At 39.8% G+C, this 21,642-nt stretch carries 21 protein-coding genes; 12 read left to right on the forward strand and 9 right to left on the reverse strand.

Annotated features, from left to right (window positions below; genetic code table 11):
* The first annotated feature begins 51 nt into the window (after positions 1-51).
* On the forward strand, positions 52-276 hold the full coding sequence (locus tag FTU22_RS09305) for a hypothetical protein (protein WP_180094134.1): 225 nt from the start codon (positions 52-54) through the stop codon (positions 274-276).
* 126 nt (positions 277-402) lie between these two features.
* On the opposite strand, the gene bioB is transcribed toward FTU22_RS09305, so the two are convergent.
* Together bioB and queG are read right to left on the reverse strand one after the other, a co-directional pair.
* On the reverse strand, positions 403-1,395 hold the full coding sequence (gene bioB, locus FTU22_RS09310; RefSeq protein WP_180094136.1) for a biotin synthase BioB: 993 nt from the start codon (positions 1,393-1,395) through the stop codon (positions 403-405).
* A gap of 277 nt (positions 1,396-1,672) precedes the next feature.
* Positions 1,673-2,767 carry a tRNA epoxyqueuosine(34) reductase QueG gene (gene queG / locus FTU22_RS09315; protein ID WP_078193286.1) on the reverse strand — a complete coding sequence of 365 codons (1,095 nt, stop codon included), beginning with the start codon at positions 2,765-2,767 and terminating at the stop codon, positions 1,673-1,675.
* 20 nt (positions 2,768-2,787) lie between these two features.
* Between queG and FTU22_RS09320 the strand changes: the two genes are divergently transcribed.
* Together FTU22_RS09320 and FTU22_RS09325 are read left to right on the forward strand one after the other, a co-directional pair.
* Entirely contained in the window at positions 2,788-4,275 is a 1,488-nt protein-coding gene (locus tag FTU22_RS09320) for an NAD(P)H-hydrate dehydratase (protein ID WP_180094138.1), read from the forward strand.
* 1 nt (position 4,276) lies between these two features.
* Entirely contained in the window at positions 4,277-4,552 is a 276-nt protein-coding gene (locus FTU22_RS09325) for an acylphosphatase (protein ID WP_168379658.1), read from the forward strand.
* A 71-nt stretch (positions 4,553-4,623) separates the two neighbouring features.
* Here FTU22_RS09325 and ruvC read toward each other — a convergent pair whose 3' ends face one another.
* On the reverse strand, positions 4,624-5,169 hold the full coding sequence (gene ruvC, locus FTU22_RS09330; protein ID WP_078189034.1) for a crossover junction endodeoxyribonuclease RuvC: 546 nt from the start codon (positions 5,167-5,169) through the stop codon (positions 4,624-4,626).
* Between the two features lie 131 nt (positions 5,170-5,300).
* On the opposite strand from ruvC, the gene FTU22_RS09335 reads away from it, so the two are divergent.
* Positions 5,301-5,873 (forward strand): FxsA family protein, encoded by a 573-nt coding sequence (locus FTU22_RS09335; RefSeq protein ID WP_078192890.1) that lies wholly within the window; start codon positions 5,301-5,303, stop codon positions 5,871-5,873.
* A 145-nt stretch (positions 5,874-6,018) separates the two neighbouring features.
* Positions 6,019-6,663, forward strand: coding sequence for a LysE family transporter (locus tag FTU22_RS09340; RefSeq protein ID WP_180094140.1), 645 nt, complete (start codon positions 6,019-6,021; stop codon positions 6,661-6,663).
* A gap of 72 nt (positions 6,664-6,735) precedes the next feature.
* Here the strand turns inward: FTU22_RS09340 and FTU22_RS09345 are convergent, their stop codons facing one another.
* The 3 genes from FTU22_RS09345 to ahpF form a co-directional block, all read right to left on the reverse strand.
* Complete coding sequence (locus FTU22_RS09345) at positions 6,736-6,930, reverse strand: hypothetical protein (protein WP_078192892.1); 195 nt, start codon at positions 6,928-6,930, stop codon at positions 6,736-6,738.
* A 234-nt stretch (positions 6,931-7,164) separates the two neighbouring features.
* On the reverse strand, positions 7,165-7,407 hold the full coding sequence (locus tag FTU22_RS09350) for a hypothetical protein (protein ID WP_180094142.1): 243 nt from the start codon (positions 7,405-7,407) through the stop codon (positions 7,165-7,167).
* A gap of 266 nt (positions 7,408-7,673) precedes the next feature.
* Complete coding sequence (ahpF, locus tag FTU22_RS09355) at positions 7,674-9,239, reverse strand: alkyl hydroperoxide reductase subunit F (RefSeq protein WP_180094144.1); 1,566 nt, start codon at positions 9,237-9,239, stop codon at positions 7,674-7,676.
* Positions 9,240-9,522: 283 nt separating this feature from the next.
* On the opposite strand from ahpF, the gene FTU22_RS09360 reads away from it, so the two are divergent.
* Together FTU22_RS09360 and FTU22_RS09365 are read left to right on the forward strand one after the other, a co-directional pair.
* Positions 9,523-9,741 carry a DUF1653 domain-containing protein gene (locus FTU22_RS09360; protein ID WP_078189028.1) on the forward strand — a complete coding sequence of 73 codons (219 nt, stop codon included), beginning with the start codon at positions 9,523-9,525 and terminating at the stop codon, positions 9,739-9,741.
* A gap of 57 nt (positions 9,742-9,798) precedes the next feature.
* Entirely contained in the window at positions 9,799-10,392 is a 594-nt protein-coding gene (locus FTU22_RS09365; RefSeq protein WP_180094146.1) for an O-methyltransferase, read from the forward strand.
* An 83-nt stretch (positions 10,393-10,475) separates the two neighbouring features.
* Here FTU22_RS09365 and FTU22_RS09370 read toward each other — a convergent pair whose 3' ends face one another.
* The 3 genes from FTU22_RS09370 to ahpC form a co-directional block, all read right to left on the reverse strand.
* The gene (locus tag FTU22_RS09370) at positions 10,476-10,682 is read right to left on the reverse strand and encodes a KTSC domain-containing protein (RefSeq protein WP_078189026.1); all 207 of its coding nucleotides are present in this window, start codon (positions 10,680-10,682) and stop codon (positions 10,476-10,478) included.
* Between the two features lie 218 nt (positions 10,683-10,900).
* Positions 10,901-11,377, reverse strand: coding sequence for a hypothetical protein (locus tag FTU22_RS09375; protein WP_180034674.1), 477 nt, complete (start codon positions 11,375-11,377; stop codon positions 10,901-10,903).
* Positions 11,378-11,667: 290 nt separating this feature from the next.
* Positions 11,668-12,231 (reverse strand): alkyl hydroperoxide reductase subunit C, encoded by a 564-nt coding sequence (gene ahpC, locus FTU22_RS09380; RefSeq protein ID WP_078193727.1) that lies wholly within the window; start codon positions 12,229-12,231, stop codon positions 11,668-11,670.
* Positions 12,232-12,587: 356 nt separating this feature from the next.
* On the opposite strand from ahpC, the gene FTU22_RS09385 reads away from it, so the two are divergent.
* The 5 genes from FTU22_RS09385 (at position 12,588) to FTU22_RS09405 (ending at position 21,586) form a co-directional block, all read left to right on the forward strand.
* Positions 12,588-13,031, forward strand: a complete 444-nt coding sequence (locus FTU22_RS09385) for a hypothetical protein (protein ID WP_180077602.1) — start codon at positions 12,588-12,590, stop codon at positions 13,029-13,031.
* A 515-nt stretch (positions 13,032-13,546) separates the two neighbouring features.
* A complete protein-coding gene (gene hrpA / locus FTU22_RS09390; RefSeq protein ID WP_218955023.1) occupies positions 13,547-17,434 on the forward strand; it encodes an ATP-dependent RNA helicase HrpA in 3,888 nt (1,295 codons plus the stop codon).
* Positions 17,435-17,464: 30 nt separating this feature from the next.
* The gene (locus tag FTU22_RS09395; RefSeq protein WP_111885081.1) at positions 17,465-18,580 is read left to right on the forward strand and encodes a beta-ketoacyl-ACP synthase III; all 1,116 of its coding nucleotides are present in this window, start codon (positions 17,465-17,467) and stop codon (positions 18,578-18,580) included.
* 11 nt (positions 18,581-18,591) lie between these two features.
* Entirely contained in the window at positions 18,592-19,359 is a 768-nt protein-coding gene (locus FTU22_RS09400; RefSeq protein WP_180094150.1) for a 1-acyl-sn-glycerol-3-phosphate acyltransferase, read from the forward strand.
* 211 nt (positions 19,360-19,570) lie between these two features.
* Complete coding sequence (locus tag FTU22_RS09405; protein ID WP_180094152.1) at positions 19,571-21,586, forward strand: hypothetical protein; 2,016 nt, start codon at positions 19,571-19,573, stop codon at positions 21,584-21,586.
* Positions 21,587-21,642: the final 56 nt, after the last annotated feature.

Below are 21,642 nucleotides of genomic sequence, written 5' to 3' on the forward strand. Positions count from 1 at the left end.
TCAATATTGAAATCATTAAAATAGAATCACATTCACAGTTTTCATGCAGATATGAGTAAAAATTTTCAAGCCGAGCGTTATACCGTCGATGCCAATATGGCAGATACCATTGCATGGTTATTACAACATCAGGATTGCTTTGAATCTTTTCATTATGATGCGATTCAGCAGCAATTGGTGGTTCAACATGCTAATGGTCAAGACATCATCCGTGAAGGGGATTATTTAAATGCAGGCTATGGAATTTTAATAACAGCACATAACTTCGCTAAGTAAACGATATATTTTCCCTACTCATGGTGATTCAACCATTCATTTATTCGCACCATCTCTTGCATTGCACATTGAAACCTACCACTGATCATTCAATAAACCTAAGCCCCGATGTTCGGGGCTTGGGTTTTAAGCCATTTGCATGGCATCAGTTGAAAGCTGTGCAGCAGTTGGTTTGGGCTGTTCCGCGATTAAACCGAGTTTGCTAAATAAAAGCTGATCTTTGCCTTTGCCTGCATTTGGCGTGGTCAGTAGTTTTTCACCAGAAAAAAGTGAATTTGCACCTGCCATAAATGCCAAAGCTTGTTCTGAATCACTCAGGGATTCACGACCTGCAGAGAGTCGAATATAGCTTTTTGGCATAATGATCCGTGCGACTGCAATGGTGCGAATCCATTCGATCACATCAAGTTTCTCAACCTCTGCAAGTGGGGTACCTTGAATAGGGACAAGGAGATTAATCGGCACGGATTCAGGATGAATCGGCAGCGTTGCCAACTCCATCAAAAAGGCGATACGGTCATCACGGCTTTCACCTAAGCCCACAATTCCGCCGCTACAGATTTTCATTCCAGATTGGCGGACATAGTCTAGCGTCGTTAAACGGTCATCATAGCTACGCGTGCTAATGACATTGGGATAATACTCACGCGAAGTATCGAGGTTATGGTTGTAATAATCTAAGCCTGCCTCGTGTAGGCGCTCTGCTTGAGATTGATTCAGCATGCCAAGGGTCATACAGGTTTCAAGTCCAAGCGCTTTGACTTCACGCACAATTTCTAACACATAGGGCATGTCCCGTTCATGTGGATTGCGCCATGCAGCGCCCATACAAAAACGCGAAGAACCTGAGGCAAGTGCAGCTTTCGCTTCATTGATGACTTTTTCCACAGCCAGACGTTTTTCAGCCTCTAATCCAGAGTCATAATGTGCGGACTGTGAGCAATATTTACAGTCTTCAGGGCACTTACCGGTTTTAATCGAAAGTAAGGTGCTGACTTGAATATGATTGGCTTGGAAATATTCACGGTGAATGGTCTGTGCATGGAATAATAAATCCATCAATGGTTGTTGATACAACTCTTGTATTTCTGGATGTGTCCAGTCATTTCGGTAGCTCATAAATGATCCATATTTTCTGCCTAATGCAGATCATCATACGTAAAATTTGCAGACTTCCAAGACTATTTTGTAACATTGAAATTTAGCTAAAATACATTGAAATGACTTTTTCAAAGAACTTTTGATATTTAAGATACTTACAAAGTTATGCTAAATGACAGCACAATCGCTGCAATGTTTATTTTGAGCTAAAAAATTAATTTTCTTGGATTACGTCACTAAGTTTTAGCTTAAATGAAAACTTAGTAAGGATCTGGAAAATAGAGAATAAAAGTCTTTAAAGCATTTTTGAGTTTTGTTCTGCAATTGCCCAATCAATATGAACTTGCACAATCGCGTCATGTTTTTCGCGAGAATTTTTTAATGATTGAACAATATTTGAACTGTATGGTGCATTGCCTAAGCCTATCGCGATATTTCGCATAAAGCTTTGATAGCCTGTTCGTCGGATAGGACTGCCTTCAGTACAGCTTAAAAAAGTGGCTTCATCCCATTGCCAAAGATCTAATAAACTCACTTGGTCGAGGCCATGACGTGGATAAAAGTCCTCAATTTGAGTTTTATGCGCAAAGCTATTCCATGGACAGATAAGTTGACAGTCATCACAGCCAAACACACGGTTACCAATGCCACGGCGTAATTCTTCAGGAATGATGCCTTTGTATTCGATGGTTAAGTAGGCAATGCATTTACGTGCATCTAACATATAGGGCTCAACGATGGCCTGAGTTGGACAGATATCAATACAGGCTGTGCATGAACCACAATGTTTGGTTGCCGGCGAATCAAAAGGCAAATCGAGTGATGTAAACAGCTCACCTAATACAAAAAATGAGCCTGATTTTTTATGGATCAGTAAGGTGTGTTTGCCTGTCCAGCCCATGCCTGCATTTTCAGCTAAGGATTTTTCAAACACTGGTGCAGAGTCGGCAAAGGGTCTAGATTCAAAATCTCCGATTTTTTCACGGATGATATTCGACAAGGTTTTTAAACGACCACGCATGACTTTGTGGTAGTCACGACCTCGTGCATAGCGTGCAATGATGGCTGAGTTTGGCTCATCAGGAACATAACGTGGTTTTGGGGTTTCGACCAAATAATCCATGCGGACACAAATGATACTGCGGGTGCCGGGGACTAAAAGTGCTGGATTGGCACGTTTTTCAAGGTTTTCCTCTAGGAATTTCATATCGCCGTGATAACCACGTTCTAAATATTCTTTAAAACGAGGGAGTTCCTCTTGAGCATCTGGCTTTGCGATGACACAATCAGAAAAACCTAAATTTAAGGCTTGTGCTTTAATCCATGCTTTTAGGGTTTCTGGATCATATTGATCGACAGGAATTTTTTGTGCAGGAGTTGAAGCGGCCATAATCATAACAAGGAAAAACAATGCGTCTGCAAGTTTACCATAGCCCTGTTTATCTTAGCCAAAGTATTCAAGCTTGGGAGCAGCGTTGGTTTGCTCAGCACAATAGCAGTTATGGTCTGATGCAGCAGGTCGCATGGTCGATTGCTCAGCAACTCATTCCAATGTTAAAGCAGCAAAATTTAAATAATATTGCAGTATGTTGTGGGCAGGGCAACAACGCAGGTGATGGATATCTTACAGCGCAATACCTACAGCAAGCAGGCTTTCAAGTTGATATCTATGCCGCTGAAACAGGGGCATCGAAGGACTTACATTCTGCAGTACAGGAAGCGATAGATCACAAGCTTAAGATCTATACACATTTTGATTTTCAGCGAGATTATGACGTCTATATCGACGCATTATTTGGTATAGGACTCAATCGTGAACTTTCTAGCGAATGGCAAGCCATTATTCAACGATTGAATGCATGCATGGGACTCAAAATTGCGATTGATATTCCAAGCGGTTTACATGCCAATACAGGGCAGCCTTTACCCATTGCATTTCAAGCCGATTATACCTTTACGGCATTGGGTCTAAAAGCAGGGCTATTTACAGGTCAAGCGAAGGAATATGCAGGTGAAGTTTCGGTGATAGCATGCATACCGACTGATGCAGAGCTAGCGCCACTTGCGTATTTGTCGCCACAGAAAATCACTTTACCTGCACGTCAAGCTTTTGGTCATAAAGGCAGTTATGGCCATGTTTTGGTTGTTGGTGGCCATGCTGAAATGGGCGGGGCGGTGATTATGGCTGCTGAGGCTGCATTCCATGCAGGTGCAGGTAAGGTTACGGTTGTTTGTGATGCACGACATCACACCGCTATTTTGGCGCGAGCACCGAATATTATGCTACGCGATATCAATGCATTAACTACAGAAGCGATTCGGCAACTGATCGATCAAGTCGATGCGATTAGCTTTGGCATGGGGCTTGGTCGTGACGATTGGGCACAACAGCAGTTTCAGTCATGGTTTCCATTGATTCAGCAGTCAACCTTGGAAATTGTTTTGGATGCAGATGCCTTATGGTTTCTAGCTGAAGCACCTAAAAATTTGAATGCACGAACCTATGCAACGCCACATCCGGGTGAAGCTGCGAAATTACTGGGTATTACTACTGCTGAAGTTGAAGCAGATCGTTTACAAGCAATTCAGTATTTAAAAGAAAAATTTCAAGGTCAATGGGTGCTTAAAGGCGCAGGCAGCTTGATACTCGAAGATCAACTTTGGATTTGCACCGCAGGTAATGCAGGAATGGGTACAGGCGGTATGGGAGATGTGCTTGCAGGGATGATTGCAAGTTTAAAAGCACAATTCCATCAGCAAATTCATCTGCATGAAATCGTAAGTCTGCATGCTTTAGCAGGTGATGTATTGGCGCAGTCGGGGATGCGTGGTTTGCAAGCGCAGGATATGGCCCAAGCGGTTTATCATGTGGTCAATCATTCAGGAGTTGAAGACTAAAATGCATGCGGTTAAATTGCGAATTCAAGGTAAAGTTCAGGGTGTTGGTTATCGTCGTTGGTTTGAACAGCAAGCGCTTGCACTTGGTTTAAATGGCTATGTGAAAAATCTAGCGACGGGCGAAGTTGAAGCGCTGATTATTGGAACTGAAGATGCCATTCATAAAATACTGAAACACAGTCTGGTGGGGCCTTTACGAGCAGACGTGACTAAAATCGATCAGCAAGAAATTCCAATGCATGAATTAGACTATAGCGGTTTTAAAATGATTCGCTAAATTTGATCACTAGATTGAGTGGGCTTTTGAAAACAGAATGAATTACTGAGCTATATGAATTGACGATTTATTTATCGACGTCGAGTGCTTACACGACTTCGACCACGAGCCATACCGCCTAAGGCATTCAGTACAGCCATTTTACTCATACTACCAGACGCATGCGCATGACAAATTGCGGCAGCCAAAGCATCGGCTGCATCCTGCTGGGGTTTGATGCTTAGGTTCAGAATGCGCATAACCATCATTTGGACTTGTTCTTTATCAGCAGCCCCATAGCCGACCACAGATTGTTTGATTTGACGTGCAGTATATTCAGCGACTTGTAAATCTAAATTGGTTAAAGCGGCAATGGCAGCGCCACGTGCTTGACCTAATTTTAAGGCCGAGTCAGGGTTTTGAGCCATAAATACTTGTTCAACCGCAGCTTCAGTAGGCCCGTGAAACTTTACGATGCGATCAATACCAGCAAAAATACGTTTTAAGCGTTCAGGCATTTCTGTCGTTTCGGTACGAATGGTGCCAGCATCGACAAAACGTAGTTTAGAACCATCCTTTTCGATGATGCCGTAACCAGTTAAGCGCGACCCAGGGTCAATACCGATAATTAATGACATGTTTGCCTATTTGCCCTTTAAAAATAAAAATATGCCCATATTGTTACATAAGCGTGTCAAAAAAGCTTGATAGTGATTGAGCAGTTGAACGCAACACCTTAAATTAATTTACTTAGATTTGTTTAATTTTCATGAAATTATTTCTTCTGATTTTAGCAGGCTTGATCCTGGAAGTGTTTGTCTGGATCGGTGTGGGCGACCTCGTCGGCAGCATGTGGTATGTCTTTTTCTGGTTCGTGGCGGCCTTCTTTATAGGGATGAATATTATCCGTAAATATTCATCAGGTCTGATGCCTCAAATGCAGCAAATGCAAGCAGGTCAAATGAGTAATGATCCAGCTTTAACTGGAAATTTACCAAAAATTTTGGCTGGTTTCTTATTGCTGTTACCGGGTCTAATCTCAGATATTATGGCATTACTTATTTTGATTCCACCTGTACAAAATGCCATGAAAGCAGTCATGATGAAAACAATGATGAAGCGTCAGCAAGCCATGATGGAAAAAATGATGGGTGGCATGATGGGCGATATGGGAGGCATGGGCGGTGCTCAAGGTCAGAACCCATTTGCAGATATGATGCGTCAAATGCAAGATATGCAAAATCAGCAATCAGGTCGTGATTCATCCGTTATTGATGGTGAAGCTCGTGAAGTGACGCCAGATGCGAAACAAATTGAACTGAAAGATGTCAATAAAAAATAATTAACTCAGTATGAAAGGCCGAATGTGTATTCGGCTTTTTTTTGCGTAAATTTTGATACGGCCTAAAAATAAACCTTGTGTTGCCAACAAAAAAATTGAACAGGCGATATAATCTTCACGTTTTAATTCAAATGAATCAGCTTGCATGTCACTGTTATTCACCATCTGCGCGCTACATTTTGTTGCGCAGTTGAGTCCAGGTCCAGACGTATTATTAATTGCTAAAAGTGCTGCATCAACAACCCGTGCAAATACCTTAAAAATTATTGCGGGGATATCTGTCGGGATTGTGGTATGGGTCGTTTTAACCTTATTGGGCTTTACGGTTCTGGTTGAGCAATTTCCATGGATACAACAAGTTTTAATGGCTGTTGGTGGATTTTTCTTGGCGAAAATGGGTTGGGCGATGTTTAGTGGTGGGCTTAAAAGTTTAAATCAAACAGCCAATTTAGAAGATGGGCAGGCCTTAAGTCAGCAGAAAACTGAAAATTATTTTTTATTAGGTTTATTTACAAATTTAGCCAATCCGAAAACACTGATCTATTTTAGTAGTGTGTTCTCACTGGCGTTGAGTTCATCAGCCAGTAGTAACCTAAAAGCACAGCTAGCTGTCATCATTCCGATTCAAACTTTTATTGTGTTTAGTTTGTTTATGATGATTATGTCTTTGCCTAAAATTAAAGCACTCTACCAACGGTCAGGTAGTTATATTGATGTGGTTTCAGGGGCGTTATTTTTAATTTTTGCAATTTGGCTGTGGTTCGACGCAATTAGAATGTTCAATCTATAAGGGCAGTGAATATATTGCTGTCAGCAAAGCGAAAGCCAAGTATTAGAACTTGGCTTTTTTTATGTGCCAATTTTATTGCTCTGGATTGGTTTGATCTTGGTCTTTGGATGGTGCTGTATTTGATGGATCTTGTGCAACATCGGTGGTTTCAGCATGATCACGATAGCGGTTTGGCTTGAGGGTGGTTTCGGTATTTTCAGAGCCCTTGTATAATCTGCTACGATTGGCGCGTTCACGTAAACCGCCTTTTTTAATTAACTGCACCATCGTCTAGAACCTCATTGCTATTGCCATAGTTTAAAGAATTTTCCTCGTGAAGATAAGTGAGCAGGGCGATGCTAGCGCATAAAAAAGCCTGAAATCATTCAGGCTTTCATCATTTTAATTTCTCGCTTTGAATGACTTTAAAGCAACTGGATAATAGTGCTTAGATTTAGCTTGGCTAAATTTCACACATTGCCAGCCTGTTCATACGGCTGTATTTGGCTGTTGTAAAAAAGCTTAATTTTTACCATCCTGCTTGAGTACTTCAAAGATGTTGAGTTGGGTTGTCGCTTCAGTATCGTGCTGTTGCAAATACACTTGAATACTCTTAAATAGAATGGCAACAGCCAAACAACTGAGTATGCAAAATATCCAAAAGCCATATGGGCTACGGATATTATGCGAGCCACATTCGGAACATTCTTTATCGCTTGAAGCCAATACTTTATTGCAACAAGCACAGTGATATTGATAGTGCATTGCTTTTCTCCATTTAGTCCAATTTGACCAACATTCTTGTTGTTATTGTCAACCATCAATCCGTGATGATTGTTTTATCTTAATGTGCAAATAAGCTGCTGTACAAGTTTTAAACGGTTTGTTTTGCTCATTATTGTGTAAGTGAAAAGCGTCAGAGAGTTAAATATTTGTTTTATTAATAATTTATAAATGAAACAAGACATGAATTTTCAGACATAAAAAAAGCCAGTTCGAAAACTGGCTTTTGCTGTTCTGTCTAAATTGAATTATTGACCAGAGCGGATGATGTAATCAAAAGCAGATAATGATGCTTTCGCGCCTTCACCTGTTGCAATGATGATTTGTTTGTACGGTACTGTTGTACAGTCACCGGCAGCAAATACACCTTTTACATTGGTTTCGTTACGCTCGTTAATTACGATCTCACCACGGTTTGAAAGTTCAACTGCTGTTTCTTTTAAGAAATCAGTGTTTGGTAACAAACCGATTTGTACAAAGATACCAGCCAATTCAATCGTTTTGATTTCATCAGTTGCACGGTCTTTGTAGTTCAATGCAGTCACTTGTGAACCATCACCGACCACTTCTGTAGACAATGCATTCATGATCACAGTGGTATTCGGTAAGCTGTTTAACTTGTCTTGAAGGACTTGGTCAGCACGAAGCTTAGTATCAAACTCAACTAGCGTTACATGTTCCACAATACCTGCAAGGTCAATCGCCGCTTCGACACCTGAGTTACCACCACCGATCACTGCAACACGTTTACCTTTAAACAATGGACCGTCACAGTGTGGACAGTATGCAACACCACGAGTACGGTATTCTTGTTCACCCGGAACGCTCATTTCTCTCCAGCGTGCACCTGTTGAAAGAATCACTGTTTTAGATTCAAGTTTTGCACCATTCTCTAAAGTCACTTCAACCAAGCCATTGGCTGTTTCATCTGCACCTTTGATGTCAGATACACGTTGCAAGTTCATGATGTCCACACCGTACTCACGTACATGTGCTTCCATTTCAGCAGCAAACTTAGGACCTTGAGTCTTTTGAATCGACGTGAAGTTTTCGATGTCCATGGTATCCATGACCTGACCGCCCATGCGTTCAGCTACGATACCGGTTTTGATACCTTTACGTGCAGCATAGATTGCAGAAGTATTACCTGCAGGGCCACCACCAATCACAAGGACATCAAATGCTTCTTTGGCATTTAGCTTTTCAGCATCTTTTGCAGCAGAGTTGATGTCTAATTTAGCAATGATTTCTTCCAAAGTCATACGACCTTGACCGATGTGGTTGCCGTCTTGGAATACCATTGGTACAGCCATGATTTTGCGTTCTTCCACTTCGTCTTGGAAGAATGCACCATCAATCATGGTTGCAGTTGTACCCGGGTTGTAAATTGCGATCAAGTTAAGTGCTTGAACCACGTCAGGACAGTTATGGCAGCTTAAAGATACAAACACATCAAAGTCAGTTTTAAGACCTAGACCTTTGATAGTGTTCAGTACTTCGTCAGAAACTTTCGGTGCATAACCTGAAGTTTGTAGCAAAGCTAGAATCAAAGATGTGAATTCGTGGCCCATCGGCAAACCTGCGAAGAATACACGTGGTGTTTCACCTGCTTTTGCAATACCAAAGCTTGGCGCACGGCTGTTGTTACCGTCAAAACGTGCAGTCACTAAATCAGATAAAGCAGCAACTTCAGTTACCAATTCTTTAATTTTGTCTGATTTGTCCGTGCCGTTTAAAGTCGCGACGATTTCAATCGGGCCTTCAAGGCGTTCAAGTAAGGTTTTTAATTGAGCAGAAGTATTTTGATCTAACATTGCTAACGTCTCCAGAGGAGTAAATTTATTTGATGAGAGAATGATAGAACAAACCATTAAATAGGTGAAACGGTTTGTTTTTATAAAATTAATCGGTTTTACAAATCAAGTGATTAAATTTCTTTCTAAATCATAAGAATATACCGATGTGAATCCAGTCAATATTGGGCCATTATCGAGAAATGCAAGTTAAATAGTGGAAAAATAAACGAATTCATCGCGCTTTAAGCAAGACAATGCTAGAGTCAACGCTATTGTATTGAGAACATTTTAGGGAAATGGCATGCAGGTTAAGCAAGGGATTTATCAGCATTATAAAGGTCAGTTGTATCAAGTTTTTCATGTTGCAACACATAGTGAAACGCGTGAAAAAGTTGTAGTCTATCAGTGCTTGTATGACGATTATTCCATGTGGGTCAGACCCTTAGAGATGTTTATGGAAACCGTTGAAATTGATGGTGAAGTAATTCCACGTTTTAAGCTGATCCAAGAAACCCACTAAGTAGATATTTAGTACTTCAATTTATAAATATGAAAGAAATAACAAAAGGACAGAATCATGAGCATGGATGCAAATTTTAAAAACTATATGCAACAACTCTATGCAGACTTTAGTGCTCACGATGCTGCGCAAAATAACCGACTTGCGCGTTACCGAAATATTGAGCCTGAGTCTGCACTGTTTTTGGCTATGCAAATTCGCTTAAAACAAGCCAAACAGATCTTGGAAATTGGAACATCTACAGGCTATTCCACGCTGTGGTTGGTAGATGCTGCCCAGTCTACACAAGGGCGAGTCGAAACCATTGAAATTGATGCAGCGCGTATTGAGCAAGCTAAACAACATGCGGAAAATTTAGCTTTATCCGAATACATTGAATTTCATCATGGCGATGCGCTGCATTTTTTACAGCAGTTAAATCAGCGTTATGACTTCATTTTATTGGATGCAGAACGTGATGCGTATATCGCGTATTGGCCATATTTAGCTGAATTGATACAAGTTCAAAGTGGCGTGTTAATCGTGGATAATGTGCTGTCACATGCCAATGAGGTCGCTGAATTTATCCAACGTGTTGAAACGGATGATCGTTTTATCAGTACAACATTAAATGTAGGTGCAGGGCTCTTTATAGTGACTTGGCGTAACTAAAAATCAGGGCATTCAGCCCTGATTTCATCGAAAATATTTTTAATTAATAAAAATACTGTTGCTATAGCGCTAAGTGTAGCAGTTTAGCCCTGTAAGCTTACTCGTGAAAAATGTAGATCATATTCTAAATATTTGTGGACAAATGCCGTTTTATCACTACATCGAAGTAAATTATCATAAATAAAAGGTGAAACTGGATAAAAGAGATCCCCAGAACCATTTGCATAAAATATTTTTAAGTAACGTGAAGAAGAACTGTATTTCCAAGAAGTTACAACAGTTGTTGTCATAAGCCACCCCCTTATTGCGTTGTTATAGTCATACTGCAGTTAAAGGTTTTATCTCATTTGAAATTAAGACAAATTTAGGGCGTGGAGTATTGCAGAATTGTTAAAAAATAATGTTTTATCTCACATTTTTTTCATTTCTTTATCAACTAATTTGATAAAAAAATGCCAGTTCAAATAAATGCCATAAGTGTAATTCTCCCATATTAGTGTAAGGAGAGTTAAAAACTACGGCATTGTTCTGATTTATTGCCTTTGACTTGGTTGTTGCTGCCATTAATTGAAAAAGCATTTTCAAGACAAATCAAATTACCTGCGATTTCATTATTATTTAGAACAATATTGCCATTATTTTTCTTTAATTTGAGGTCGCCTGAAATTTGGTTATTGAGGAGTTGGATGTTTTTCCCAGTTGTAAAATCGACATTGCCACTGATATTGTTATGATTGGCAATGATCTTGGTAAAATTTTTATTCGATTCAATATTGCCTTTGATGTGGTTGTCATGCAGTTCAACACTTGCACCATTTTCTAAAATAACATTGCCATGAACAATTAAACCTTCAAGCTGACAATTTTTTTTGACTTTAATATCTTCACGAATACTTTGGTTTTTAATTTCACCTTCGCAGTTCACGGCAGCAAAAGTTGTAAACGAACATAAAATTAAACTGATCGAGACGAAATATTTTTTCATGGGCTTACATCTTCCTGAAATAAGCAATTGACCTAAAATTCATGTTAAAAATACTGAAATACTGGCAAAGATGTAAGCCTAGACAATCGGGTTTGCGGCGCATTTTTATTATATTTGTGTAAGCTCTAACTTGATGAATATCTACAGATATGTAGAAAGTGCTAGTACGTTAAAGTTGTATGAATAAAGTGTGAACTGCGTAGGGTGTATAGAGGTATATACTCGCAGATAATAGGCATAAAAAACCACGCTAAAAGCGTGGTTTTTGAATCAGTTCAATCTAATACAGATTAGATTTTACCAACTAGGTCGATTGAAGGAGCAAGAGTTGCGTCGCCTTCTTTCCATTTAGCTGGGCAAACTTCGCCTGGGTGAGCGTGTACGTATTGAGCTGCTTTAACTTTACGAAGAAGTTCTTGAGCATCACGACCGATACCACCAGCGTTGATTTCAACGATTTGGATTTTACCTTCTGGATCGATAACGAAAGTACCACGATCAGCAAGACCGTCAGCTTCGATTAATACGTCAAAGTTTTTAGCAAGAGTCCAGTTCGCATCACCAACCATTACGTATTGGATTTTTTTGATTTCTTCTGAAGAATCGTGCCAAGCTTTGTGAGTGAAATGAGTGTCAGTAGAAACTGAGTAGATTTCAACACCTAGTTTTTGGAATTCTGCATAGTTGTCAGCAAGGTCACCAAGTTCAGTTGGGCAAACGAAAGTGAAGTCAGCTGGGTAGAAGAATACAACAGACCATTTACCTTTAAGATCAGCTTCAGTTACTTCGATGAATTGACCATTTTGGAATGCTTGTGCTTTAAACGGTTTAACTTCAGTATTAATTAAGCTCATCATTGTCTCCATGATTGAGGTTTGTTTTTGATTTCCAATAGGGTACAGAAATTTTTCTTATTGCTGAAATAGTATTTTTACATAACTAATATCGGAAAATCCGAATTAGTACACTCCAGAACTATTTCAGCAATAACGATTATTTATCATTATTTCATTCGATATAAGCCATATCAATGCCATATAAAGTTGAAAGTAAAATGACAAAATCATCTTTTCAAAGTCTGTAACCAACATGATGCTTGTGGCATAAGATTTCAAGGGTGATCTCTAAAAAAGTTATAAAAAATATTTCAAATTATAGAATTTGTTCATATAAGATGGCATGAACATAAAATGACTCCAGATTTGATCAGGTGCTTAGTCAATTTTTTCGTATCATTGCCATTCTCAGTCTTGCACGTGCATCACTATGTATTCTTAAAGTTGAAGACACAGGTACAAATTTATGTATCTATGAATACTTGCAACCTCAAAAAGCGACCTATTTTAATGAACTATTAGGAACTTCATCAGATGATCCTACGCTATTGAGTACCATGGGAATCGTTGGAATCTTCTTTTTTTTCCCACTGTTGCTATCATTTAGACGTGCTTGGTATGTGGTTATATTATGGCTATATGCGATTTTTCAATTCATCATCATTTTAATGATAGAAACTGCTTCAATTTCAAAAATTATCTATGACAGTATTGTTTATTGTCATAATGGTTGGTTGTTCGCATGGGTGATCGGGCAGAGCATATTTATTGTTTTTAGTTTCGTTTACATTTTCTATGGCACTGAAACTAATGTATAAAGCTTTCAAATGGATTGGCTTGAGTTGCCTATTCTAGTCAGCATGTGGCTTTATTATTCTGTACTGGATGAATCAAGAATGTGCTTTCATTTCAAGGTGCTAGCCCGAATCAAATTAATTATTTTGCTGAAATGAATGGTTCTTCATCGGATGAACCTCTTTTATTTATTTTTATTGGGTAGATTTGCATTTTATTTTCAATTTTTTTGTGCTTAGCAAAATCTGTTCATCATTTCTTGATCTTCACTTTCACTTTATTGATGTTATATTCTATACAGTGTCATTTTATCAGCCATTACATGGCAGTATTGAAGCATGTGGCAATTATTGGTTATTGGCCGCAATTTTAGTTTTTTATCATTTTATTCTGTTCGGCTTTACCTATTGGTTTCAGGCACGCAAAAAATAGATTCATCTTTCACTATTTTTACATACAGCGTAAAATATTCGGTTCTATTTTTAATTATTAGGATAATGCATCTGTGCCAAGTCAGTTAAATGTCGATCAATTGGTCATGGTTCGTGATCGCCATCGCTTAAGTCGGCTGAAAAAAGGCAAAGAAGCCAATCCTGAAAAATTTCAAGATTTGTTTGAAAAGTCGAATGCGAAAGTGCGCGAACGGATTGCCCGCATTCCCAATATTAAATTAAATCAAGACTTACCTGTTACGCAGTATGCGGACAAACTAATTGAAGCGATTCAAAAGCATCAAGTGATTATTGTGGCAGGTGAAACCGGTTCGGGTAAAACCACGCAGTTACCGCAAATTGCCATGCTTGCAGGTCGTGGTTTAACGGGTTTGATTGGTCATACTCAACCCCGTCGACTAGCCGCGCGTAGTGTTTCGCAACGTATTGCAGAAGAAGTGGGCGAAAAGCTAGGGGAGTCGATCTCCTTTAAAGTTCGTTTCAATGAACAAGGTTCACAAGATTCCATCGTTCGGTTAATGACCGATGGTATTTTATTGGCTGAACTGGCTAATGACCGATTCTTAAATAAATATGACACGATTATTATCGATGAAGCGCATGAGCGTTCGCTAAATATTGACTTCATCATGGGCTATCTCAAACAGCTCTTGCCTCGTCGTAAAGATCTCAAAGTCATTATTACTTCAGCAACTTTAGACGTAAATCGATTCTCGAATTACTTTAATGGGGCACCTATTTTTGAAGTCGAAGGTCGAAGCTTTCCGGTAGAACTCCGTTATCGTCCGATTTCAGAGCTGAGTATTGTTGGCAGTGATGACGATGAATTTGACGATTTTGAAGAAAATTTACCCCGTGCCGTAGTGTCGGCAGTAGAAGAATGTTTTCAAGATGCGCAGGAAAAAGGTCATCCTGAACATGCCGACATTTTGATTTTTGCCAGCACTGAACAAGAAATTCGTGAGTTACAGGAAACACTGCAAAAGTTTGGGCCACGACATACCGAAGTTTTACCCTTATATGCTCGATTGGCTTTGGCAGAACAGCAAAAGATCTTTAATCCATCAGGCGGTGGGCGACGTATTATTATTGCCACCAACGTGGCGGAAACGGCTTTAACTGTACCGAATATTCGCTATGTAATTGATAGTGGCTTTGCACGGATATCCCGTTATAACTATCGCTCACGTGTACAGCGTTTACCAATTGAGGCTGTATCACAGGCGGCAGCAAATCAGCGCAAAGGTCGTTGTGGTCGTATTGCACCGGGTGTGTGTATTCGACTGTATTCAGAAGAAGACTTTATGAGTCGTCCTGAATTTACCGAACCGGAGATTAAACGAACCAACTTGGCCTCGGTTATTTTGCAAATGCAAAGTTTGGGCTTTGGTGAATTAGAAGACTTTGATTTTATTGAGCCGCCAGATCATCGTTTGGTGAATGATGGTCGTAAGCTGTTAATTGAATTAGGTGCTTTAAAAGAAAAATCGGCGTATGCACCGCAAGTTGCTTCAGATAGCCAAGCAAAACAAGGCACAAAACATGCGAATAATAAAAATGGTGCTTTAACCAAAATTGGTCAGCAAATGGCGAAAATGCCAATCGACCCGCGTCTTGCACGGATGATTTTGGGTGGAGCGCATTTTGGCGTATTAAATGAAGTCTTGATTATTGTCGCTGCTTTAGCGGTACAAGATCCACGTGAACGTCCTGCGGATAAACAAATGCAGGCCGATCAGAAACATGCTTTGTTTCGTGAAGCTGACTCGGATTTCTTGTTCTATATCAAATTATGGGAAGCTTTGGTTGCCAACCGTGACATGAGTGAAAATAAGCGTCGTACATTTGCACGCAACCATTTCCTGAGTTGGTTACGCCTCCGTGAGTGGAAAAAAACCCATGAGCAATTGGTGGATTTGGCTCAGGGCTTAAAACTGTCCTTTAATGAAAAGAAAGCCAATTATGAAAATCTGCACCGTGCGCTATTAACGGGTTTACTTTCATTTATTGCCAACAAAACCGATGAACGTAATGTGTTCATGGCAGTGCGTCAGCAAAAGGCACGTATTTTCCCTGCATCAACCTTGCATAAAACCAATACACCTTGGGTCATGGCTTTTGAGATGGTTGAAACCTCTCAGGTATATCTTCGAACGTTGGCGAAAATTGAACCTGAATGGATTTTATTGGCTGCAGGCGATTTATTGAAGCATCATTATTTTGAACCCCATTGGTCAAAAAAATCTGGTGTGGTGAATGCTTATGATCAAATTTCTTTGTTTGGTTTAATTATTGAGCCACGCCGTCAGATTAATTATGAAAAAGTAGATCATCCTGCGGCGCATGAAATTTTCCTACGCGATGCGTTGACGACGGGGCATTTGGGTATTACGCCACCATTCTTAAAACACAATTTATTAAAACTCGAAGAAGTTGAGCGCGTTGAAGATAAACTGCGTCGTCGTGATTTGGTGGTGGATGAAGAAACCATCTACCAATTTTATGCTGCAAAAGTGCCTGAAGAGGTGGCAAGTCGTCGTAGTTTTGAAGACTGGCGTGCAACTGTAGAACCGAAAAATCCACGGCATTTATTTATCGATGATGATGCGCTTTGGATGAATGACCGTCCAACGACCCAGCAATTTCCAGACTACCTACGAAATGGTGAACTGCGTTTGGCTGCAAGTTATCGTTTTGACCCAAGTCATGATGAAGATGGTGCAACGGTCAAAATTCCAGTTCAAGCTTTGCCGCAAGTGGATGAAAATATTTGGTCATGGGGTATACCTGGTTGGCGACAAGACCTGATTGAAGCTTTACTTAAAGCACTGCCTAAGGATAAACGCCGTCACTTGGTGCCAATACCTGATACAGCGCGTAAATTAATGGATCGTGTCGATGCCGTGCATTTGCGCGAGCATATTTTTAGTTTCTTGGCGTTCCAACTGCGTGGTGAGCAAATCACAGACAAAGACTTTTCTTGGGAACGTGTTGAGCAATATCTGCTGCCTTTAATCAAAGTCATTGATGAAAAAGGCCGTGTGATTGAGCAAGGTCGTGATCTAGACGAACTCAAAGCACGCTGTCGTACGGAAACTCATAGCCCAGTCAAACAGTTAAAAGGTGAGTTTAAAACCTTCCCTGATAATTTTGTGTTCGAAGCATCACAAAAAGTCACGGGTGTGGTGGTGAAACAATACCAAGCGCTTGTTCCAATCAAAGGCTTTGCAGAGTTGGATGCCAAAGACGAATCTGGTGTGGTGATTCAGACCTTCAATGACCAATTTGAAGCAGTCAAACAACACCGCGAAGGGATCATTCGTTTGGTTCATATGCAGTTGGGTGACTTAGTTCGTCAGTTGAAAAAACAGATTTCTAAACCCTTGGCATTGGCTTATTCACCGCTAGGTGACAAAGCCAAACTAGAGCAAATGTTAGTTTATGCCACACTTCAGCTTGCAATAAATGAGCTACCTGTCAATGTGCAGGAGTACCAAAACCTGATTTTAAATGTAAAGAAATCTTTCTTAACCCATGGGCAACAAGCATTAGCCGTTTTAACTGAAACCTATATTCAATGGCAGGATATACGTCGGAAATTGTTGGTTTTAGATGATTCTGTGTTTGGAAAGAACATTGATGACATTGAAGATCAACTCGATTTGATGCAACTTTCAGATTTCGTTTATGGCAAAACTTCCGATGTGTGGCTCGAATTTCCAAGATATTTGAAGGCATTAGTCTTGCGTTTAGACCGCTTGCCAAATAACCTACAAAGGGACAATTCTGCCATTGATCAAGTTGACCCATGGATGGAAAAATTATTTAAGTTTAAAAATGACACTCGCCTTAAAGAATTGTATTTCATGGTTGAGGAGTTACGCATCTCTATTTTCTCTCAACCAATGAAGACCAAGATGCCAATTTCTCCATCCCGCTTGCAAAAAGTATGGGATAAGCTCGGAATCAGTTAAGATATAGGTAATTTCTAAAAGGAGTTTTACATGGGCATCCGCATTACGGGTACAGGTCTTTATCATCCAGAAGACGTAATTACTAACGAAGAGTTAGTTGAAGCTTTAAATGCTTATGTGGAACAGTACAACAGTGATAATGCTGAAAAAATTGAAGCCGGTGAGCTAGAAGCGCGCCGTGGTTCAAGTGCAGAATTTATCGAAAAAGCATCTGGCGTAAAAGCACGTTATGTTGCTGAAAAAAGCGGTATTTTAGATCCAAAACGTTTACGTCCAGTATTGCATGAACGTTCAAATGATGAATTGTCTATTCAAGCGGAATGGGGCGTAGCTGCTGCAAAGCAAGCGATGGAAAATGCGGGTGTGACTGCTGAAGACATCGATGTTGTGATCTTGTCATGCTCTAACATTCAACGTGCATATCCAGCCGTTTCAATTGAAATTCAAACTGCGTTGGGTATTCAGGGTTATGCCTATGACATGAACGTTGCATGTTCAGCTGCAACTTTTGGTATCAAGCAAGCCTATGACGCGATCAAATCAGGCGCTCGTCGCGTGTTATTGGTAAACGTTGAGATCACATCTGGTCACACAGATTTCCGTATGCGTGACTGTCACTTCATCTTTGGTGACGTTGCAACGGCTTCGATCATTGAAGAAACTGAAACCAAAGCTGGTTTTGAAGTGTTGGATATTGACCTGTTTACTCAGTTCTCAAACAACATTCGTAACAACTTCGGTTACTTAAATATGAGTGAAGTCGATGCTGACATCGACAACAACCGTTTCCGTCAAGACGGTCGTAAAGTATTTAAAGAAGTGTGTCCATTAGTGGCGAAAATGATCACTAAGCAATTGGATGACAATAAAATTGCGGCAACAGATGTAAAACGCTTCTGGTTACACCAAGCAAATGCCAGCATGAATGAATTGATTCTGAAACTGGTTGTGGGTAAAGAACATGCTCAGCCAGACCTTGTTCCAATCATTCTTGATGAATTTGCCAATACTTCATCAGCAGGTGTCATTATTGCATTGCACCGTACTGCGAATGAAGTAAACCATGGCGAATATGGCGTACTTTGCTCATTTGGTGCAGGCTACTCAGTAGGTTCTGTACTTGTTCAAAAACATGATGCTGCCTAAGGTCAGCACATTTGCAGGTTGAACATGATGCAAAATGGATAAAGCGTTTAAGCGCTTTATCCCGCATGTATTTCACGCCGACCTTTTTTGGCGCTGAATATATTGATGCATCAAAACCTGCAATGTATGTAGGGAATCATACAATTTACGGTGTACTCGATTCACCGTTGATTATTGATTATCTCTACAATGAACATAAAGTGGCTGTGGTCAGTATCGCTGATCATAGCCATTTTTATTTGCCCGGTTGGCGTGGCATAGTCAAAAAGTTCGGTGCAGTCCAAGGCATTCAGGACTATGTCAGAACAGTGATGCAACAAGGTTATTCCATTTTAGTTTTTCCCGGTGGTGGTCGAGAGGTTTTGAAGCGAAAAGGGGAAGCCTATCAACTGATTTGGAAGCAACGTTATGGCTTTTTAAAACTGGCGCAAGAATTTAATTATGATATCGTGCCTTTTGCCGCTTTAGGTGGAGATGAAGTCTTTGAACTGGGTTTTGATGCCAGTGTGATTGTTGAACATCGTTGGTTTAAACAACTATTAAAAATACAAAAAATCGATAAATTATTACGTCATGGTGATGTGATTCCGTCTTTACCCAAACGTATTATCCCCAAGCGCATTCCATTCTATTTTCAATTTTTACCCCGTCAAAGTTTGAGTCATATTCAGAGTGTGGAGGATTTAAAGCTCTATCGAGAGGCACTACAACAAGATATTTACAATGCGATAGAACAGCTCAAAAGAATCCGTGCAGAACAACATTCTACAAATCAATAATAGTGACTACTCTTCAACTTCATCCATTTTTATTCGTCACAGCTCAAAATCATGGTGAATTTTGTCACAACAATAGCTTTTAGATTTTTTATTGAACGCCTTTGTATTGACCTTTTGTACTGCTATTTGGCTGATTAATGGCAGTAGTCGGAGTATTAAACTTTGACTATAGTGAAGGTTGAAAAATAATCAACGATCGTTAGGGCGGAAGATGGAAAAGAAAAGCTTGACCCCGCAGCTTGAGCATATTGCTCGGCAACTTATTCGAATATCTCCAAGTTTAAAGCAGTTGTATCAAGAGCAAATGGAACTTGCTACAGCACTCAATTCACAAAATATCTTTAAAATTGAACAAGAGCAGCACCGCATTCAACTGTGTAATGGGCTGTGGACCTTACAGCTACAAAGCCGTGAATCGATTGGCTATCAGTTTCCTAGAAGTCCATTTAGACCCATCAAAATTGCTGAATTGCATTCGACAGTGCCATGTATTGAGGCAATAGAAGATTTCTTATTTCATGAATTATATTTTTTTACTGGGGACTTAAAGCCGCAACATTCACTCTTGCTCAGAGAAAAAGCACAGCAATTTAGACAATTGATCTTACAGTCGATTTTTCAACATCTAAATGGGCCAGCGCGTGTTCAACAGTTTTTAGCACAGATGACAGCAGTTGAAGTGCAAATTTTTGATCAGTTGATGCAAGAGCAGCAGATTTATCAGACACCGCTATTACAAACCTATATCGAATGCCAAATCTGTCTACCCCATTGGTTGATGCAAAAGATTGAGCGGATGTTTGCGCTCAATTCACTTACAGAAGCTGAAATATTGCCGATACAGCTCTTGATGGATAGTTTGGACGAGATTTGTTTTGCTACAGCACAATTTTTAGATCCAACGATTTACCGGATCATGAGTTTGAGTTATGAAGATCGGTTCAATTTACAAGAATTAAATGAACATATAGAAGATATTATTTTGTTGCTCGACCATGCATATGAGCGTCCCAATTTGTTGGGTTTTATTCGTTTGATGCATCGGGATGTTTGGGCAGAGCAGGACATATTAAGCCATAGTAATTTTGTGCAAGCCACAGCAATTTGGCAAAAAAAATGTGGAAAACTCCCTTTACTTGATAACAACCGTGCAGTGCGATGGATGTTCAAGCAGTCAGTCGAAGTATTGGATTGGCTGAGTCGTAATTTTCAACACAGTAATGTACGAGTGGCTGTGACGGCATTAAGTTTTGTCGATACGCAGCATATTCATCCCGCATTGATTCTTGCGACCTTACAACATTTTCAATTTGTTGCAGCGCGCTTATTTATTCAAAATTGCCATACGATTGCGCATGAACATGATTGGTTTAATCATGAAAAAAATCTGCAGTTTGTTTTACAGCGAAAATATCAGCAGCATGATGACCATCGTGTAGTGATCAGCCCATCGATTTTGTATTTAGATGAGTGGTTGATCTTAATGCGACAGGTATTAGGCGCGGAGGATCAGGCCATAAAAAAAGTCTATCTACCTTTGAGCCGTATTATGCAGGCCTATCTGCAGCATTTATTACGTTGTACGCAGCATTTACCGCAGGCTTTGATGGATTTTATTCGTCCAGAAACCCAAGAAAATCGCCAATTTTTAAGTGTTTTACGACAACATAAAATTCAACTGCAGGATTTTCGAATTTTATTTTATTTAAAGCATGCCAATTTAAGAGTATCTGTATTTGATGCATATGTGCGTGACTATGTTAGTGCGACTTATTCTACAGGTCATACAGTCCCAAAAAATATTACGTGGAATGGGGTCTTTCATCAGGCGGTGCATTGGCATGCTAAGCAACAAAAGCAAGAAATGTTAACTCAATTAAAGCGTAAATTTGAGACAACAGTCTGGCAGCCATTTACAACAGAAGACAAAATATATTTTCAAGATTGGGTCTTTGAAGAATTAAAAACCATCGATCGAATTATTGATGAATCTATTCACTTTAAACATTGTTTGGCATCAAGTTATAGCGCCAGTATCATTGCAAGACTATATGTAGCTTTTCATATGTACCATCCCATTTTGCATGTATCGATGACTTTGGGCTGTCATGTGCAAAACCACATTTTGGTTTTTGATCAACTTGAGTATTCAAATAATACCCAAGCAGAAATAGAAAAAGTAAATATCGCCAAAGAATTTTTAAATAGGTTCAATAGCTTAAAGTAAGATTGGCGAAATACGGATTTAGTAAACTGTGTTGTGCGCTTAACTTTTGAGTCAAA

This window comes from Acinetobacter sp. YH12076 (genome assembly GCF_013419525.1).
Classification (GTDB): Bacteria; Pseudomonadota; Gammaproteobacteria; order Pseudomonadales; family Moraxellaceae; genus Acinetobacter; species Acinetobacter amyesii.

Bases quoted from the DNA above. Each gene is read 5' to 3' on its own strand.
- hrpA (WP_218955023.1), top strand. From the start codon at position 13,547: ATGGTTCGTGATCGCCATCGCTTAAGTCGGCTGAAAAAAGGCAAAGAA.
- FTU22_RS09320 (WP_180094138.1), top strand. From the start codon at position 2,788: ATGCGTCTGCAAGTTTACCATAGCCCTGTTTATCTTAGCCAAAGTATT.
- FTU22_RS09335 (WP_078192890.1), top strand. From the start codon at position 5,301: ATGAAATTATTTCTTCTGATTTTAGCAGGCTTGATCCTGGAAGTGTTT.
- FTU22_RS09395 (WP_111885081.1), top strand. From the start codon at position 17,465: ATGGGCATCCGCATTACGGGTACAGGTCTTTATCATCCAGAAGACGTA.
- FTU22_RS09305 (WP_180094134.1), top strand. From the start codon at position 52: ATGAGTAAAAATTTTCAAGCCGAGCGTTATACCGTCGATGCCAATATG.
- FTU22_RS09360 (WP_078189028.1), top strand. From the start codon at position 9,523: ATGCAGGTTAAGCAAGGGATTTATCAGCATTATAAAGGTCAGTTGTAT.
- FTU22_RS09325 (WP_168379658.1), top strand. From the start codon at position 4,277: ATGCATGCGGTTAAATTGCGAATTCAAGGTAAAGTTCAGGGTGTTGGT.
- FTU22_RS09375 (WP_180034674.1), bottom strand. From the start codon at position 11,377: ATGAAAAAATATTTCGTCTCGATCAGTTTAATTTTATGTTCGTTTACA.
- FTU22_RS09345 (WP_078192892.1), bottom strand. From the start codon at position 6,930: ATGGTGCAGTTAATTAAAAAAGGCGGTTTACGTGAACGCGCCAATCGT.
- FTU22_RS09370 (WP_078189026.1), bottom strand. From the start codon at position 10,682: ATGACAACAACTGTTGTAACTTCTTGGAAATACAGTTCTTCTTCACGT.
- FTU22_RS09350 (WP_180094142.1), bottom strand. From the start codon at position 7,407: ATGCACTATCAATATCACTGTGCTTGTTGCAATAAAGTATTGGCTTCA.
- ahpC (WP_078193727.1), bottom strand. From the start codon at position 12,231: ATGAGCTTAATTAATACTGAAGTTAAACCGTTTAAAGCACAAGCATTC.
- FTU22_RS09340 (WP_180094140.1), top strand. From the start codon at position 6,019: ATGTCACTGTTATTCACCATCTGCGCGCTACATTTTGTTGCGCAGTTG.
- queG (WP_078193286.1), bottom strand. From the start codon at position 2,767: ATGGCCGCTTCAACTCCTGCACAAAAAATTCCTGTCGATCAATATGAT.
- bioB (WP_180094136.1), bottom strand. From the start codon at position 1,395: ATGAGCTACCGAAATGACTGGACACATCCAGAAATACAAGAGTTGTAT.
- ahpF (WP_180094144.1), bottom strand. From the start codon at position 9,239: ATGTTAGATCAAAATACTTCTGCTCAATTAAAAACCTTACTTGAACGC.
- FTU22_RS09405 (WP_180094152.1), top strand. From the start codon at position 19,571: ATGGAAAAGAAAAGCTTGACCCCGCAGCTTGAGCATATTGCTCGGCAA.
- FTU22_RS09365 (WP_180094146.1), top strand. From the start codon at position 9,799: ATGAGCATGGATGCAAATTTTAAAAACTATATGCAACAACTCTATGCA.
- ruvC (WP_078189034.1), bottom strand. From the start codon at position 5,169: ATGTCATTAATTATCGGTATTGACCCTGGGTCGCGCTTAACTGGTTAC.